Source organism: Arenibacter sp. S6351L, from assembly GCF_023016025.1.
In the GTDB taxonomy this organism is placed as follows: domain Bacteria; phylum Bacteroidota; class Bacteroidia; order Flavobacteriales; family Flavobacteriaceae; genus Arenibacter; species Arenibacter algicola_B.
The window spans coordinates 1-18,630 of the sequence record NZ_JALKBB010000001.1 but is presented as its reverse complement, the minus strand read 5'-3'; the positions used below and the strand labels follow the sequence as shown (position 1 = coordinate 18,630).

The 18,630-nt window shown below is 41.6% G+C and carries 4 protein-coding genes; 3 read left to right on the top strand and 1 reads right to left on the bottom strand.

Annotation, left to right across the window (positions count from 1 at the left end; all coding sequences use genetic code 11):
- Positions 1-292: 292 nt before the first annotated feature.
- On the bottom strand, positions 293-1,978 hold the full coding sequence (locus MWU82_RS00020; RefSeq protein WP_247094816.1) for a glutamine--tRNA ligase/YqeY domain fusion protein: 1,686 nt from the start codon (positions 1,976-1,978) through the stop codon (positions 293-295).
- 251 nt (positions 1,979-2,229) lie between these two features.
- Here MWU82_RS00020 and MWU82_RS00015 point away from each other — a divergent pair, with 251 nt between their 5' ends.
- The 3 genes from MWU82_RS00015 to MWU82_RS00005 form a co-directional block, all read left to right on the top strand.
- Positions 2,230-4,497, top strand: coding sequence for a gliding motility-associated C-terminal domain-containing protein (locus tag MWU82_RS00015; protein ID WP_247094815.1), 2,268 nt, complete (start codon positions 2,230-2,232; stop codon positions 4,495-4,497).
- Between the two features lie 6 nt (positions 4,498-4,503).
- Positions 4,504-6,591: a PorP/SprF family type IX secretion system membrane protein gene (locus MWU82_RS00010; RefSeq protein WP_247094814.1), complete on the top strand. Its 2,088-nt coding sequence runs from the start codon at positions 4,504-4,506 to the stop codon at positions 6,589-6,591.
- Positions 6,592-7,282: 691 nt separating this feature from the next.
- On the top strand, positions 7,283-18,630 hold an 11,348-nt coding region (locus MWU82_RS00005; protein WP_247094813.1), incomplete at its 3' end, for a hypothetical protein.

Here is an 18,630-nt window from a genome sequence, read left to right as displayed (position 1 = left end):
AAATTTCTAAAATTGAAATTCTCAGCACTGAAATTTTCCTAAGGACGTAAAACTCAAAATTAAAGGAAAGAAAGATCACTGATTGACGCTATCCATCAAACTTTTGATTCAAACTGCCCAAATCGATAATATTCCAACCAAAAACTAATTAAAGGCCCTACAGCAACTCAAAATACCAATTGTTATGGAATTACCTTGGTCCAAAAAAAAACCACAGCATTCGCAAGCTGTGGCCTTCAATTTTTATAGAAAACACCAATTGTTATATCAAAATGTATAAACTTAATTTATACTAGTTTTTCTCTTGAATTTTGGCCCAAGTATCCCTTAGACCTACCGTTCTATTAAAAACCAATTTCTCAGGTTTGCTATCCAGATCAATATTAAAATAACCCATGCGTTGAAATTGAAACCTCTCCCCAATTTTAGCATCGGCCAAACTTGGTTCAACAAAAGCCGAAATAATCTGCAAGGAATCAGGGTTAATAAAATCCAAGAAATTCTTGTCCTTGTGTGCATCCGGTGTTTCATCCGTAAAAAGACGATCATACAACCTCACTTCGGCCTTAAGGGCATGCTTGGCAGAAACCCAATGCAAAGTTCCCTTAACTTTTCTTAGGCTCTCTTCCGAACCGCTTCCACTCTTACTCTTAGGGTCATAAGTACATTGTACCTCAATAATATTCCCATCGGTATCTTTAGTGCAGGAATCGGCCTTTATAATATAGCCATTCTTTAAACGCACCTCGCCACCGAGCTTTAGTCTAAAGAATTTTCTATTTGCCTCTTCCTTAAAATCTTCCTGTTCAATATACAATTCCCTTGAAAATGGTAGTTGTCTATACCCCGCTTCCTCATCCTCAGGGTTATTTTCCGCTTCCAGCCATTCCTCCTCCCCTTCGGGGTAATTGGTCAAAACAACCTTCAAAGGATTTAAAACGCCCATAACCCTAGGAGCAATTTTATTCAAATGTTCCCGTACATGAAATTCCAACAAGGAAACATCCACAACGTTGTCCCTTTTAGCAATACCAATGGTATCTGCAAAATTTCTGATGGATTCCGGAGTATAGCCCCTTCTTCTCAGTCCTGAAATTGTAGGCATTCTGGGATCGTCCCAACCTTTCACGAAGCCTTGTTCTACCAATTGAAGCAACTTGCGCTTACTTACAACGGTATGGCTAAAATTTCTCCTGGCGAACTCCCTTTGTTTGGGCCGTACCAAATTTTTATCTACCACTTGGTCCAAAAACCAATCATATAGCTCCCGGTGCATAGCAAATTCCAGCGTACACAACGAATGGGAAACCTGCTCAATATAGTCGCTCTCCCCATGTGTCCAATCGTACATAGGATAAATACACCAATCGGTATTTGTTCTGTGGTGAGCCCTGTACAAAATACGGTACATAATAGGATCGCGCATCAACATATTTGAAGAAGACATATCCACTTTTGCTCTTAGGACATGCTCCCCTTCCTTAAACTTGCCATCCTTCATCCCTTGAAACAACTGTAGATTCTCCTCTACGGAACGGTTCCGGTACGGGCTTGGTGTTCCCGCCTCCGTGGGAGTTCCCTTTTGGACGGCAATATCCTCAGAAGTTTGGCTATCTACATAAGCCTTACCCGTTTTTATTAACTCAATCGCCCAGTCATGAAGCTGTTGAAAGTAATCCGAAGCAAAACATTCCGTGTCCCATTCATAACCAAGCCATTTTACATCCTCCTTAATGGCATCAACATACTCTTGTTCCTCCTTGGCCGGGTTAGTATCATCAAAACGTAAATTAACCGGAGCCCCATACCTCAACCCTAAACCGAAATTAAGGCAAATTGAGCTCGCATGTCCAATATGAAGATACCCATTGGGCTCGGGTGGAAATCTAAATCTCAGTTTATCCTTGGGAAAGCCGTTTCCTAAATCCTCCTCAACGATATGCTCAATAAAATTTAGCGATTTTAATGCTTCACTCATATTCTCCTTTTTGATGCGCAAATGTAGGGAAAATGCAGGTAAGGCCGATGATAAAATACGTATACCATACAATAAAGTGGGTTTCACAACAGATTTAAATACCCTTACAACTTTAAATTTCCTGTATTATAATTATATAACATATTTGTAGTTGAATACTTTGTAACTCAATGTATTGCCAAATCTTGAAAAAAGTTATCTGACAATTATCAACAATAAAAGCTGGTAGTAACCCCTAACTACAACATCTCATGAACCCGAACAAAAAAAATAACCTACTAATTTTCGTTCTAACATTGATGCTGTTGGGTGCAAGCTCAATTTCAGCACAGACTCTGAACAAACCTACTCCTGCTGACAACCCAAATTTAGCGGGCAACTCAGTTTGGACCGCTGCCTGTGCATCTGCAACCTTTAACGAATACTACATAAATTTCACCTGGCTTCCTACTGTAAACAGTGACAATGAATTTGTATTGGAATTATCCGATGCCACTGGTTCCTTTGGGAGTCCCAAGGAATTGGCCAGGGTAGCGGACAAGAATTCGGACTTCGACTTTGAATTTTCATTTGCACTGCCCACGGATACAAGGGGAGATGCCTACAGATTTAGGGTAAGAAGTACCAGTCCTGCCAAAACAAGCCCTGTTTCAGAAGCCTTTGAAATGTACTATATAGATTTCAACTCTACGCTCGCCATTAGAGAAGTGGGCGACTCAGGAGCTCCTCCTGCACAGAAAATACAACTATGCAACGGGGGAACTACTACCTTGGAAGTATACAATGTACCCAACCCAGAAACTTATCGGTATAATTGGTATAAAAATACATCACCCTTCACCAGCAGCGGAAGCGGATCATCCATTGAAGTTTCGGAAAGTGGTTATTACGTTGTAGAACTGGATTACGGTTCCACCTGTTCAGGATCCGCCAATACACAGTCGCTCTCCATTGAGGTTGAAATTGGTACAAGCGTAGGCTTGGCACTGAACCCACCGGCCGAAACTGCATTGTGTTCAGGTCAAAGTTATGCGCCACTTGAGGCCAATATGAACTATCCGGACCTTGCCTACACCTGGTACAAGGGAACAACAATTATTCAACCAAGCACCCTAGGTGCCTATACCTATTCCATAGATACAAATGACCCCAATTTTCCAGGTGACTATTCTGTAAAGATACAGGGAGATGGTATTTGTACAGAAACCTCCAACAGCGTAAGCATTACCAATGCCGGTCTTTTTACTGTCTCTAGGGACAACCCGGCCAATATGGTCATCTTACCAGGAGCAACTGCCAATTTAACTGCTTCTTCCGATGCCGCATCCGTAACCTACCAATGGTATAAGGATAACACCATCATTGCGGGGGCAACAAATAGTTCCTATGTAGCAAATGCTGTCGGCAATTACTACGCAGAAGTAACATTAAGTGGTGGTGCCTGTACCTCTGCCATCAAGAACACGGAAACTACAACAGTGGTAAACCCTGATTCCTTTGAGCTAATTACCAACTATACTACAGAATATACCGATTGTATTAATACAAGCGTAGCTATTGAAATAAGTACTATTAACGCCGTACTATCGGATGGTTCCAAAACCAATGTAACCGCAGATTTAAAAAGCAATTTCTCCTACCAGTGGACTAGGGACGGAGCCAACATTGCCTCTGCCAATGGAAGTAATATCAGCTTAACGAATACTAGTGAAAACGGGGAATATAAAGTTATAGGAACCTTGGACAGTTTTACTTCTACTTCCAATGCACTACCTGTACGTTTGTTGACCAACGAAACATTAACAATATCATCCACTGGTACAGTAATATGTAATTCCAGCGAGACAATAGACATTTCAACAACCACAACACTAACGGGTGAAAGCTTTGATTGGTTTAAAGATGGCGTAAATTTAAATACCGTAAGCGAATCATTATCGGTTACCGCACCAGGCACCTATCAACTAATAGTACAGAAAAACGGTTGTGATCTTAGATCCAATGAGATCATTGTTTCTCCTTTGGACGACTCCTTGATAGCCCTTAGCATAACCAATAACGAGGTGGTATTTCCCGAAGGCGGCAGCAAAATAATTTCTGCCAGTGGGGCCACAAGCTATAAATGGTACGACCAAAACAACGTTATGTTGAGTGATACGGACACCGTTTCCATTACTCAGGAAGGAAGTTATATGGTAACTGCAACCGTTAACAATTGCGAGGTTTCCAAAACATTTTCTGCCTCCTATCAAGACACTTTTGGTATCCCAAATGTAATCACTGCAAATGGTGACGGCTACAACGACCAATGGATTATTCCGAATACATATACTAAAGACCCCAATATTTCAGTTATTATCTATAACGACAAAGGAGAGGAAGTACTTAGCCAGAACCAATACAAGAATAACTGGCCGGAAGCTTCTATGAAATTCCCGAAACAAAATATGGTATTTTATTATACCATTAAAAATGCCAAGGAAACTTTAAAGAAAGGTACTATTACAGTAATACGATAATGCACCATGTTTAAGAAAAACTATTTATATATCATCTTTCTATTACTCTGCCTAACCAAGGTTACCGGGCAGGAAGAGAGTCCGTTTGTTTCTTACGATGTTCCCTCACAGAACCTCCTAAAATTCAATAGATTTCTAATTAACCCCACCTTTTCTACGGTAAGGGAAGACAAATCATATATAAATCTATTACACAGAAACCAATCGGTATCTTTTAACGATAACAACCAAGACTATTTCTTAAGTTACAGTGGTCGTGTCAATGACCGCAGTGGTTTGGGACTAAGCCTATATACACAAAGGGAAGGACTAATATCCAACTACGGCGTTATGGCCAACTATGCCTATGGCATTAAATTAAGTGATAAGAGCAATTTTACCTTTGGAGCAAACCTAGCTTATTACAACAGTGGATTTGATAGGAACAGAGCCAATGCCTTGGATCCCAATGACCCCGCTTTAAACGGGCTACAGGATTCCAATCTTTTGTCCTTTCAACCAGGATTCAATATTTCTTTTGGCCAGTTTGATTTTGGAGTATTCGCTGAAAACCTATTTGACTATAATTTAAAGACCAGTGAGACAATAACCGAATTTGGCGATAAAACCTTCTCCGGACATTTACAATATACCCATCAGTTTGAAAACGGTACCGGCATTTTTGAAGCAGGTCGTTTAATGCCCCTGGCACGAGTACGTAAAATTGGAACCGAAGAGATAGTCCTAGGTGGTAGTCTTATCCTGGACTTGCCCAAATTAGGTTGGCTACAAGGTGGATATGATAGTTTCTATGGCGCTTCTGCCGGTATTGGATTTAACATAAACCGCAGGCTCTCTTTAGGGTATACCATGGAAAAAGGCCTGTCCAACAATTTTGACAATTTTGGATTAACACATGAGATATCCTTTGCCTACTCCATAACCCCAAATCTTACAGAAGATCGTGTAATGTTGGAAGAAGGTTATGAGGAACTTGCGGAAAATGAAGAAGAACAGGAAGATACCCTTACCGCACAACAACTGGAAATAGAAAAACTAAAGAAAGCTTTGGCGGAAAATGATGAAATTTTGGCCGAGTTAATGTTCCGTCAAGATTCATCAGAAACCAACCGTCAGAAAGATTTGGAACGCAGGTTTGAAATGGTAATGAAAATGGTACGCGAAGAAACCCAGGGCAAGCGTCCGGACATTGAGGAAAAAGCCAAGAAAATGTATCTCGTTAATAATGAAAACGGAGGCTTGGTCAATAATTCCAAGCCCAACCCAACAGAAAATAAACCGAACGTTATAAATCCTGTGGCCAAACCCAAGGATGCTATAGCCACTAGGACTGTTGAAACCAAAATTACCCCAAAAGTAAAAAGTGAAGACACCGAACAGGACGAGTTTACAAGGGTAGCCCAACAAAATAATATTAAGAGTAGAAAATTCAGGAATTTGGATGGGGTAGCCGACGGCTACTATGTTGTAGCCAATGTCTATAAAGGTGAAAAGTATCTCAATAAATTTGTAACGGAACTTGCCAATAACGGAGTTAGGGCAGACTATTTCGAAAATGCCAACAATGGTCTTAAATATGTTTATCTAGAAAGGTATGATACCTGGCAAGAGGCACTGGCCGCCCATAAATCCAACATCAATGGTACCTATTCCAAGGATATGTGGATTATGAATGTGGACAACACCCGCTACACTGATGCCGATAAGGCCTATGTGGATAACGTAAACAAGATCAAGGAAAAATCAACACAATATGCCCTGGACAAACTTCAGAAAAATGTTGTGGTTAAAGACAATGTAACCTCCAATGATCCTACGGCCAAAGTGTACAAGATAAATGGTCTGGGAACTGGTTATTACATCATTGCCAATGTATTTGCCAATGCAAATAATGCCAATAAATTTGTGAAAATGTTGAATGCCCAAGGATTAAGTGCCAGTTATTTTATAAACCCCGAAAATAACTATAGATATGTATATCTTAAGAGACACGAATCCTGGAACAATGCATTGGTTTCCTATTACTCTAAGATAAACGATACTTACACCGATAAAATGTGGATCATGCGGGTAACACCAAATCAAATGACCTAATTCAACTTTCTCTTAAAAAATATATTAACCGGTCAATTCAGGTAACTATCAGATTAAACTTCGGATTGCGAACAATGCCCTAAAAACGATTAGTAAGTTTCGGAAAAAATACAATACCAAGTTACTTGATGAACCTTCCCGAAAAAGCCTAGCTTACACGGCTAAATGATTGATAAGGTAGTGCCCTTTTTATTCCGGGCTATTGAATTCCATTCCCAATCATTTTCAATAATTACCAAATTCCCTAGCTTATTTGGGTGAATGCGATGAAATAATGTTTGTTGCGTTTGACAACAAACGGATTCTTAAAAATTTACCTCCCCAAGGTATAGCTATCACTACTGTGATATACTACAGTATCCATTATGTCATTTTTGATCCCAGCTACGCTAGGCATTAACTAGTAATAATAGATAGTTCCTTCATAACTACATTCTTACAAGCTGCTTTTATAAAGATGGCTAACCATACTATAAAAGAGTTTCACAACAGAATATAGCGCTGCTACAACATTAAATTTCCCAGCTCAGTATTAAGATTAATATTTGTTATGAATGTCAGGTTTTCAGAAACTTATCAAGAAGTTTTTCAACAACTAAAATTTAATTTCCAAAAACCTCCCATTCAAAGTAAACATTATTAATGGCCTGAGAACCTAAATAATGAATACCATACCAAACTAATTTACCTGATGGGATCAAAAAATATTAAAAAATTACTGTTAACTTGTTTTTTACTATTAGGCGTCATCTCTGCCTATTCACAGGTAAAAAACACTTTTGACGTTCGTTATGAAAATGAACTCCGTGGTGATATAACCTTTATAGCAAACAATATCGTCAATAGGCAAGCCAATGGATATTGGGACTACCAATGTGTTAAAGTAAATAAAAAGGGGGAATGTAGAGAATGGAAATATGTTTGGGTAAATTCTTTTGTTTCCCCAAATGACCCCTACAATGAAACAGGAAATTCCTCTGAATATAATGACGACCTCGATATGCAATACATTGATATCGATGGCGATGCGTCCACCTTTAGTTCAAGTAGCGCAATTCTAACGGTTCCCAATCCTGATTGTGCCAAAGTCCGCTATGCTGGTCTATATTGGTCTGCTGTTTTCAGTTCAAACAACAGGACAGGCTTTAACTCACTTAAATTTAAAATCCCTGGTGGTGCTTATCAAGACTTAACTGCAGATGAAATATTATTTGACGGCGCAGGGGATGCCGATTTTGGCTATTACAGCCCATACGCCTGTTATAAAGATGTTACATCTATTGTTGCCGGGATGGCCAACCCCAATGGGGAATATTTTGCCGCCAACATAAGGGCCAGCTCGGGAAGCAGTATTTCCGGAGGTGTTTCCGGAGGTTGGAAAATGGTCGTAGTTTTTGAAGATCCCAATTTACCAGGAAAATATATTACCACTTTTGACGGATATGCCGGCATTAAATCAGGGGAAACTGTAGATATTCCGGTAAACGGATTTACCACGCTCCCAGCACCATTTCCCGTAATTGCACAATTGGGTGTTGGTACCTTGGAAGGGGATAACAGAATAGGTGGTGACGGACTTTCCATAAAGGCCAACTCTAACTTAACATATACCCCATTAGGGAACACGGTAAACCCTACCAATAACTTCTTTAATAGTAATATTACCAGGGCGAATGCCATAGTGATGGACAGAACCCCCAACTCCATAAATACACTGGGTTGGGATGTAGACTTTTTTAACATCAACAATCCACTTAACGGCGTTATTCCCAACAACGAAACAGGGGCAACCTTAAGGGCGAGTTCTTCACAAGACAAATACGATATCTTCTTCACCTCTTTTGATGTTGAAATTATTGAGCCCATAATGAATTTGATAAAAAGGGTTGAAGATATTGCCGGAAATGATATAACCGGGCAAGGGGTAAATCTAGGACAGACCCTAGATTATGTATTGGAATTCCAAAATGTGGGAAATGATGATGGAGACAGCTATACGATCAAGGATATCCTACCTATAAATGTAACCTTGATTGAATCAGGATTTACCTTACCGGCGGGTGTTACCTATACCTATGACGAACCTACCCGTACGGTTCTGTTTTCCATTCCAAACAACTTGGTGGAGAAAAACGATCCACAGTATGCTATCCGTATGCGCGTTAAGGTTGCAGAAAACTGTTACGACTTTATAGATGCCTGTTCAGATCTTATCCAAAACCTAGCTTATTCTACTTATCGAGGGGTATTAAATAACAATGTTATAAGTGATGATCCCAGTGTTACGGATTTTGATAATTGTGGATTTGTAACTCCTGGTGCCACCAACTTTTTATTGGATGATTTGGACGATTGTAACTTTGCCAGAACCGTTCAACTTTGTGGGGATCAAGTACTTTTGGATGCCGGCAATGGCTTTGACCATTATATATGGTATAAGGATGAAAATGGAAACCAACAGTTGGATGCCTCCGATACTGTAATAACCGATGGGGATTCGGATAATGACCCTAGTACTTTAATGGTCAATGCCGTTGGAACCTATATTGTAGACAAAATTGTAGCCGACCCCTGTAAGGGCTTTAAGGAGATACTCACCGTAGAACGTTTTGGTACCACGCAAACAAACCCTATTGTTGATTTTTTCAATAACAGTAACAATGATGCCGATCCTACCAATGATGTACAGGGCGAAATTGTTAACTGTTCCGTTGATGGAAGTCCGTTACCCAAGATATTCTTATGTGGCGTAAACGACACTCAGTTAATCCAAGTTAATATTACAGATGCCCAGAGCATGGTTTGGGAACAGTTGGTTGAGGGTAGTTGTACAGATGCCGGAGATGATTGTGGTAATAAAAATGCTACCTGTACTTGGAACCAGGTGTCTATTGGTACTAGCTTTACAGCAAATTCTGCCGGAAAATTCAGATTGGTAATCAATTACCAGAATGGCTGTTTTAGCCGCTTTTATTTTAACGTCTTCCAGAACAATTTGGATGTACAGTACAATGCCAACGATATTATTTGTACCACCCCGGGAAATATCACCATTACCAATCTAGGTTTGGGATATGGTTATCAACTTTATGATGTTGCCAATAACACCATAGTAGTCCCTTATAGCGCCAATAACGGCCCAAGCTTTACCATTAACACCAATGGCGCTTATAGAGTCGGAATTATGCAATTGGATAATACTACAGGGGAACCAATAGATGGTTCCTGTGAATTCAGCACCCCGGACATAGGTATCAGGGATAGGGATTTTCAGGTCGATATTACTTCCACCCCTGCCAACTGTAATGACCTGGGAAGTATCAATATACAGGCATTGAATGCAGAAGCCAATTATGAGTATGAAATTCGTATTGATGACGGTTCAAATGGGGGACAAGGTACCCTACTGGACAATGAAACCGCCCAGCCGGACAACAATTATTCTTTTGAAAACTTAAATCCTGGAGATTATATCATAATTACCAGAACCGATGATGGTTGTTTGGATTCCCAAAACGTAACAGTGGCAAGAATTCCAGACCCCGTATTAACCGCGGCTACCACCGCTAACATTGGTTGTGAAGATGGAATAATTACCCTGACCACTACAGGCGGATTTCCCAATCCTGCCTATAACTACGCCATTTGGAGTAAGAACGGTGTTCCACTTTATGCAAGTGTTGCAGCAATTCCTCCATCCGCTTATCAAAATGACGCCGATTTTACCTTCAGTGTAGGGGAAGAAGGTGATTATGGATTCGTTGTTGTAGATGGCAATAACTGTATTGCCTTTTCCAACATAGCTACCATAACCATAGCTCCGTCCGTAGAATATACAACTACAGTAATGGATGAAAGTTGTTTTGGCGCCAATGATGGATCTTTTTCAGTAAATGTCAGTAATAGCAATGGCTATACAATTTCCTATAAACTAACTTACCCCGATAACACAATAGTATCCAACGCTTCGGGTACCTTTACCGATTTACCCCAGGGCGATTATACGGTAACCTTGACACAGACAAAAGGAGCCGTTAGTTGTGACTATATAGAAAATTTCACTATAAGCGGTCCTACCGACGGTATTTCGGGGAATGCGACCTTAATACAGGACTATACCTGTTTGCAGGAAGGTATCATAGAGGCACAAAATGTTACTGGTGGAACTGCTCCCTATGCTTATAGTATTGACGGGGTGAACTTTGTTTCGGGCCCAGGTGCGGAAACATTTAGCAATCTTACGAGTGGAAGTTATAGTATTACAATTAGGGATGCAACACTTTGTACCTTTGTTACCAATACCATAGTAATTGATCCGCTTGATGAGCCAACAGACCTCACCTTTACCTCAACAGCACCAAACTGCCCTACACAAACATCCAATGTTACTGTAACGGCGGTAAACGGTATTGACCCATTGACCATAGAGATAATTGCCCCATCGGCCATTGCATCAAATTCCATAGCTGGTAAAACGGCAACCTTTAATAACCTTGATCCGGACACCTACACCTTTAGGGTTACAGATAGTAAGGGTTGTACCTATGACGAAACCTACACCATTACTCCAGTTGATCCTATTACCGCTGTTGGTACTTTGATCAACAACGTAAGCTGTATAGGAAATGCCGATGGAGCCATAGACTTTGAAATAAACGATTTTAGCACTACCTATAGCTATTCTGTTAATGGCGCAACCGCAATTACCGGACAGTCTGCCAGCACAATTAATTTAACCGGTCTGGTAGCTGGCGATTATACCATAGTAGTTACCGATGAAACTACTAACTGTACCGATACCAACACGATTACTGTAAGTGAACCGGCAACAGCCTTAGGAATTACCTTTAGCACAACTCCTTTAACTTGTAGCGCCGATGGATCGGTTACCATTACTGCAACCAATGGGTGGGGAGGATACTCCTATGAACTTGAACAGCCCGATAATAGCAATTTAGGCCCTCAGGGAAGCAATGTATTTTCAGGTCTTAATCAAACAGGCACCTATACCATTAGTGTTACCGATGCCGGAGGATGTACGGTTACCGACACCTTTGATCTTTTAGCCCCGGCAAATCCTACTGCAACTTTAGACGCCACAACGGACCTATGTTATGTTCCTGGTACGGGAGTTAGCCTTACTGCAGCAGCAGCAGGTGGAATTGCACCCTATACCTATAGCCTTAACGGCGCACCGGCACAAAATGGAAATGTCTTTAACAATCTTGCGCCAGGGGCCTATTCCGTTGAAGTACGTGATGCCTATGGTTGTAATGTTACTACAAATACAATAACCATAGAGCCACAGCTGACAGTGTCCAATGTTATTACTAAAGAATTGGATTGTTCTGTCTCTCCTGAAGCAATAATTGATATTACCATAAATGGTGGATATGCCTCATATAGCTATCAAATAAACGGTGGAACAAGTACCGCTATAGTTGGTAATACCATAACTTATAACACGGCCGTTGATGGCAGCTTCACCTTCCTAATTACAGATAGTGAAGGCTGTACAGCACAAACCACTATTGTTGTGGATCCCATTACCAATCCTGTAGCAACAAATAATATTACGGATCCAAATTGTGATGGTGCCGGGAACGGTAGTGTTGAAATTGTTATAGATCCCAACTTTGGAACTGCACCTTATCAGGTAAACTTCAATGGTGCAGGGCTTAGCAATCAGACCACATACTCCGGACTTGCTTCGGGAACATATAATTATATAGTTCGGGACAGTAAAGGTTGTACTTTTAACGGTAGCGCAACCTTAACGGCGCCCAATGCCATTACTGCGGATGCCGTATTAACACAACCATATACCTGTCTGCAAACTGCCAGTATACAAGCCCAAAATATAACTGGGGGAACACCTGGATATACTTTTAGTATAGACGGAATAAATTTTGTTGCTGGGGATACCTTTACCGGACTTACCGATGGAGATTATACGATCACCGTTCGTGACGCCAGTGGATGTACTTTTGCGGCCATTCCCGTAAATGTTCCAGCCTTAGATCCACCAACCGATATTACTTTTAGTAGTACCGCGGCCAACTGTCCGTCCGAGACATCAAATGTCACCTTAACCGCAATAGGAGGAAGTGGAGCTATCACCTATGAAATCATTGCCCCTGCAGCCTCTATAGCAACAAATGCAACAGGAGTATTTAATAATCTTATTCCGGACACTTATACCTTTAGGGTTACAGATGCCAAAGGATGCTCGTACGACGAAAACTATACGGTTAACCCAGTAATAAAAATAGATGCATTGGGCACTTTGACCCAGAATGTATCCTGCCAGGGAAGTGCCGATGGAGCCATACAATACAATATATCCGGATTTAGTGGCAATTATAGCTTTACCGTAACAGGACCAACAGCCATTGCCCCACAATCTGGAATAAATACCAACCCATTAAACTTTAGCGGTCTTTTGGCAGGGGATTATACCCTTACCGTTACTGACGATACCACCAATTGTACCGATACGGCCACTGTGACCGTAAACGAGCCTGCAGACCCCTTGGCGTTTACCTTTGTTTTAACACCAAAGACATGTGACGCAGATGGATCGGTAACCATTACCGCAACAGACGGATGGGGAGGATATACATACCAAATTGAGCAACCAGATACTGTTGTTTTGGGACCACAGGGAAGCAATTCATTTGGCAGCTTAAGTCAGAATGGCACTTATATTATCAGCGTTACCGATGCCGGTGGATGTACCGTAACAGATACCTTTGATATAGTTGCACCCACAAGTCCTACAGCAACTTTGGCTGCAACCACAGACCTTTGTTACGTTCCCGGAACAGGAGTTAGCCTTACCGCAACTGCTGCTGGGGGAATTGCTCCTTATACTTATAGTCTTAACGGCGCACCGGCACAAAATGGAAATGTATTTAACAATCTTGCGCCAGGGGCTTATTCCGTTGAAGTTCGTGATGCCTATGGTTGTAATGTTACTACAAATATTATAACTATTGCGCCACAGCTTAGTGTATCAAGCGCTGTCACAAAAGAATTGGATTGTACCACTTCTCCTGATGCGATAATAGATATTATCATAAATGGAGGTTACCCAGATTATAGTTACAAAGTAGATGTTGATGCTGCGGGATATGGAGCTTCAACTGCCTTGGGCGCCGGAGTGACCACCTTTAACTACACCGCAACCACAGCCGGAATCTATGTCTTCGAAATTACGGACAACGAAGGCTGTACTGTCCAAACAACAGAGATTACGATAGATCCTACCAGCAGCCCACAGGCCTCTGAAACAGTGACCGATGTAAGCTGTAATGGAAGTAGTGATGGCGTTGTGGAAATTGTAGTGGATAACAATTTTGGAACGGCACCTTATCTGGTAAATTTTGATGGAGGAGGACTTAGCAACAATACTACTTATTCCGGCCTTGCAGCAGGAACTTACTCCTATACTGTTCAGGACGCCAAGGAATGTACCGTAACCAATTTGGTTACCGTGGGAGAGCCAGCAGCTATCACTTTTGATGCAGCTATAATCCAAGAATATACCTGTCTACAGGATGCCAGTGTGGAGGCCCAAAACGTAATTGGCGGCACTTCTCCATATACGTATAGTATAGACGGCATTAATTTTGGAGCTAATAGTTTTTCCGGACTTAAGGACGGAAATTATACGCTTACCGTTAAGGATGCCAATGGATGTACCGCCACTAGGCCTATAACCATTGATCCGTTAACGCCACCAACAAACATTTCATTCAGTGCCACGGCTGCCAACTGTCCAGCAGAGACTTCTGATATCACCCTAACTCCAACCGGAGGTAGCGGTGCAATCACTTATGAAATTATTGCACCGGCAGTCGCAGTCGCTTCCAATGCAACAGGTATATTTACAGGACTTGCTCCCGACACCTATACGTTTAGAATTACTGACGCCAAAGGATGTTCATATGACGAAAACTACACCCTAAACCCTGTTGCCAAGATAAATGTGCTGGGTACTTTGACACAGAACGTATCCTGTCAGGGAAGTTCGGATGGAGCCATACAATACAATATAACCGGATTTAGTGGCAATTATAGCTTTACCGTAACAGGACCAACAGCCATTGCCCCACAATCCGGAATAAACACCAACCCATTGAACTTTAGCGGTCTTTTGGCCGGGGATTATACCATTACCGTTACGGACGATACCACCAATTGTACCGATACGGCCATTGTGACCGTAAACGAACCTGCAGACCCCTTGGCATTTACCTTTGTTTTAACACCAAAGACATGTGACGCAGATGGATCGGTAACCATTACCGCAACAGACGGATGGGGAGGATATACATATCAAATTGAGCAACCAGATACTGTTGTTTTGGGACCACAGGGAGGAAATACATTTGGCGGCTTAAGTCAGGATGGCACTTATATTATCAGCGTTACCGATGCCGGTGGATGTACCGTAACAGATACCTTTGATATTGTTACCCCTACCAATCCAGTAGCCAGTATTGATACTGCTGCGTCCACTTTATGCTATACCTCCACGGGCTTAGCAACTATTGTTGTTGGTGCTTCAGGTGGGCTGGCTCCTTATTATTACAGTTTGAACGCAGGTCCTACCCAAACCTCCAATACGTTTGTGGACTTAACACCTGCTACCTATGACTTTAATGTAATTGATAGTAATGGGTGTACAGATACCGTTCAATTTACCATTGAACCGGAGCTTACAGCTAATGCAGTTTTAACCAAAGACCTGGATTGTTCCGTTAGTACAAATGCTGAAATCAATGTGAGCGTTAACGGAGGTTATCCTGCCTTTACCTATGAAGTAGCCTTTAACGGTGGAGCTTATGCGGCCTATGCAGGTGGATTTCCTTATACGACCCCAAGCGCTGGAACCTACAGGTTTAGAATAACCGATTCCCAGGGTTGTATTACAGAGAGTAACACCGTTACCGTAACGCCTGTAACGACCCCTCAAGCGAGTGCTATCGCAAAAGATGTTACTTGTAACGGAGGTAGTGATGGTGAAGTCACTATTACAATTGATACCAATTTTGGAACAGCACCCTATGAAATAAGCTTTGAGGGAAGTGCCTACACAAGTAATAGAATTTATTCCAATTTAACAGCTGGTACTTATAACTATATTGTAAAAGACGACAAACAATGTGAATTTACGGGATCCATAACCATTAATGAGCCAACCCCAATAACTTATGATCCTCCTACCATTGTTCCAATAACCTGTAACGCAGGCGGTGGAACAGATGCAGGATCCATAACGGTTACAAATGTATCAGGTGGAGTCCCTGAATATACTTATTATCTTAGAGGCAACAATGGTTATTCCGACAGCTATACTACTACAGCAGCCGAAGACTATACTTTTAATATACTAGAATTTGGTATCTACCAAATTGTTATTGAAGATGCGAATGGTTGTTTTTCCGTGGAATCGGAAATCATAGCTTCCCCGCCAAACGACTTAGACATTGATGTATCAACATTAACCGCTAACTGCGCTATGGGAGGAACTGCTATCGTTACTGTTGCTTCCGCCGTTGGTAGTGGAGATTATGAATTTGGAATCCTTGATTCATACTCAGCCCCATATTCATCTTCTTATCAAGGTCCAGATTCAGTAGGCGGTGATACAGCTACTTTTACAGGTTTAATACCAGGAGTTACCTACACTTTTGTAGTTTACGACAACGTCACCATGTGTCATTACTTCGAAACTGCAGATACCCCAATTGATACTCCTTCTAACTTAACATCCAACATTGATAACATTGCAAATGTAACATGTAAAGGAAATGCAGATGGTAATGTTAGTTTTAGTTTTGACAATTATGCCGCAGATGCTACGAATGTTTCTTATGAGATATTTAACGCGCAATCGAACGTAAGTGCCGGCTATAGCGGTTCATCTCCTGTTAATCCTCCTAATGTTGGAACTGGAGTAAGCGTCAACAACTTTGCTACCTTGGCTCCTGGTGTATATTATATATTGTTCACAGAAGTAGGAGGTACTTTTCCAGGTTGTACAGCTGCTTCAGACAATTTTACTATAACTGAATCACCTAATTTAATGCAATTTACAGCTTCATCACCTGTGAATGATAACTGTAATCTAAATGCAGGTGTGATAACAACCAATGTAAAATTTGGCACAGCACCTTATCAATTTCAGTATTTATTGAACGGAAATCCAGCACCAACAGCAGCTTCTGCTGGATGGATTTCGGCAACATCCACTAATGTTGAAAATGGTGATTATATTGTATATGTTAAAGATGCTAACAACTGTATTCAATCAGATTTAGTTACCGTTGACTTAGACCCCACACCGTTAATTAGTCTTACTGTACCAGATCAATGTGCTACAACCGAAGGTAATTTTACCATCCAAGTTACCTTGGACACCCCTGGCATGCAACCTTATTTCCTAAGTTTGGATGGAGGAGCATTTCAGGCAGTGACCTTTACAGGTGCCCCGGCAACTTATGATTTCACAGGACTAAGTTCAGGAAACCATACCGTAGAAATAAGGGATGCCAATGGTTGTGGCAATATCGAAAATATAGATATTTACACCCCAACCTCCCTGTCGGCCGAAGTTGTGGTAACCCCATCGTGTAATGCCTTGTTGCAGGATGATGGTGAGATTAAGGTAAAAGCATATGGCGGATCACTATTCAATTACAGATATGAGCTTAGGGATACCTCGGACAATATCATTAGACCAAAACAGATTCCAGATACTTTCTCTAACCTTACCCCAGGAACTTATAGAATTTACGTTTATGACAATTTAGCTACCGGTTGTGATTCATTTATCGATATCACCTTGGAGGTACCTACAGCCGTAGTTGCTGCCATTGGGGAAATAAATGACATAAGTTGCCATGGTGCCAGTGATGGCTCCATAGTGGTAACACTGGATCCGGGCATGGATAATCCACCCTATACCTATCAATTATTCGACAGTACTGGAACTATTCCACAAACTTTGCTCCCACAGTTTTCCAACGTATTTACCGGATTAGATCAGGGCGATTACATTGTAAGGATCACATCTGCTAGATTATGTAAAACAGATATTCCATTTACTATCAATGAGCCTAGTGCATTAGTGGCCAACGCAACTGCCACCAGTTTTGCCTGTGCCGCAGATAATTCTGTAGCCCAAGCTGTAATAACAGCAGATATTCCAACAACTGGAACAGCACCTTATACATACAGCATAAATGGCGTAAACTTCTTTACTACCAATACCTTTAACATCAACGATACCGGTGCAGTTCAAAATTTCACCGTAACAGTACGTGATGCCAACGGTTGTACAGATACCGATACTATAACCATAAACCCTTTACCCACCATTACAGCCGTTACCGTTGGTCAGCAGACTGCCATTACCTGTAACAATGACGAGGTGGCCAGGGTGACGGTTACGGGAGGTTCGGGCGACTTTACCTTTGAGCTTTTGCCAACGGGAAGTGCCCCGACACAGAGCTTGGTGAGCCAAACGGCCGACTTTACATTGACCACACCAGGGGACTATACCTTTAGGGTGACCGATAATGTGACCGGTTGTTATTTCACCACAGCTCCTTATAATATTGCTCCATACGACATTATAGAGGTGGTGGCCACGGCCATTACCCCGGTTACCTGTTTTGGGGATTCCGATGGGGTTATGGAAATAGAAGTAACCAACTATACCGGAAACTACTCCTATGAGGTATTCAATAGCAATGGAACTACAACCACCATTACAAATACCGGTGTGGCACCAGGTGTGCTCAGTATATCAGGATTGCCTGCAGGGAACTTCTATGTGGTAATTACCGCTACGGATACCCCCTTCTGCGATGATACCACGAACACCGTGACCATTGTATCGCCAGCGGCGGACCTAGACCTGACAGTGACCAAAAATATCAATGCCAACTGTAACATCGGCGCACAGGTGACCGTACAAGCCACTGGCGGGAACGGTGGGTATACCTATGCCTTTGTACAGGACGGTGC